The organism is Vibrio sp. 03_296, from assembly GCF_002265885.1.
Genome location: NZ_NPKW01000472.1, coordinates 1 through 1,893, shown reverse-complemented (window position 1 = coordinate 1,893; position 1,893 = coordinate 1). Strand labels below are relative to the sequence as shown.

Sequence of the window (1,893 nt, the reverse complement as noted above, 5' to 3'; positions counted from 1 at the left end):
CAAATACATGACGCCAGCTAAAGCGCGGCACTACCTCTCACTTCATCAAGCATGAATTGATGGCTTTTGGTCACGTATGCATTGCCATGTCGTGACCTAAGCAGCAGTTTTACAATCAGAGTAATCCTCTTAAAGTACGAGCGCCAGGCGGCCAAACAACTGAACAGATCGGTCAAARTCACCGATACTCCGTGCATACTTTGTTCAATATGACAGATATTCGTCTCATCACAGCCCATTAGACTGGTTTTATTCTATTGACGAAAAATCATCTAATTTGAATCTGTTGGCAAACAACAACACAAACGAGGACGTCATGCCGACAATCAAGCCCAACCGATCTTTTCTGAAACGTGCGATTATCGCTTCCACTGCCCTGCTCTCTTTTTCACYTTTTGCTGCAGAAGAAGTGTATCGCTTAAAACTGGCTGAAACTTGGGGACCGAATACACCGATCCTTGGTGACGCATCGAAAAACATGGCTAAGCTCGCTGAAGAAATGTCAAACGGTCGCCTACAGATTCGCATCGATTCGGCCAACAAACACAAAGCACCATTGGGGGTGTTTGATATGGTCAAGTCTGGTCAATATGATCTTGGCCACTCCAGCTCTTATTACTGGAAGGGGAAAGTGCCAACACGCTCTATTTCTCTTCGATGCCTTTGGCATGATCACCACAGAGCAGTACGCGTGGTTCTATTACGGTGGTGGCATGGAACTGATGCAAAAAGTTTATGCTCCGCACAATTTGCTCTCATTTCCATGGCGGAAACTCAGATATCCAAATGGGTGGCTGGTTTAAGAAAGAGATCAATTCCGTTGAAGATCTGAAAGGGCTAAAAATGCGTATCCCCGGTTTTGCGGGTGAAGTGCTGGCACGCGTTGGCGCTAAACCGACCAATATTGCGCCGGGAGAACTCTATACATCACTCGAACGTGGCACCATTGACGCATTGGAGTGGTGGTCGGCGTTGACTTGCGTATGGGTTTCCACAAATCGCCCCTACTACTATACCGCGTGGCATGAGCCGGGCTCAGAAACGCAGTTTTTAGTGAATAAGAAGACCTGGGAGACTAYTAACCAAGTCTGCAAGTGATCCTAGAAACCGCCTTCCGCGTGGCGGCGTTTGATATGTACAACCAAGCGATCGACGCCAATGCCAATAGCTGGGCTACCATGCAAAGCGAATACCCAGACATCAAGGTGCGTGATTTTCCGCCAGCGGTGTTACAAGCCATGCGACAAGCAACCAATGAGTTGCTAGAGGAAGAGGCGCCAAAGATCCACTCGCGAAAGAGATCATCACTTCACAAGAAAACTACCTGAAGAAAGTGCGAGCTTGGACGGCGATCTCCGCCAAAGCATATCTCGACACCAACCCGCAGTAGTTCACTCACCTAGCCCAAAAGAAGCACCATGTGTGCTTCTTTTCTTCACTGTGTTCTGTMMAAAAATTACAGCCAAACAAAATAGTGACCTTTATCACAATATCCTACAAAGCCACCCAAAACCCAATTGTGACAAAAGTCACTCAAAATCTTAATTAGAGCTCAAAAGAAGTATTTAATGATCATCATCACAATTTATTTTTATTTCAAATCCAACAAAACAAGATATAGATCACCAATAAAAGGTTTGACAAATAACCAAAGTGCAATTTGTTATTAACTTTCAACTCAATAAAGTGAGAAAACTCACGTAAAAAACGCTTGCGAATGGAAAAATTAGGAGGGGGATCACGAAAAACCCGCTATCAGTTCTAATGGAAAAAGATGTGGTAGATTGATTGAGAACTAAGCAATCAAACGGTTTTGGCGAACCGTTACTACAACATTCATCAGAACATCAAACGGGGAGTTCGTATGATATCACCAGATGCAAGATCAAGATA

Annotated in this window: 1 pseudogene; it reads left to right on the top strand. The window is 44.6% G+C overall.

The annotated features are described in order from the left end of the window. Positions 1-316: 316 nt before the first annotated feature. A pseudogene (locus CIK04_RS25485) lies at positions 317-1,390 on the top strand (TRAP transporter substrate-binding protein). Positions 1,391-1,893 lie beyond the last annotated feature (503 nt).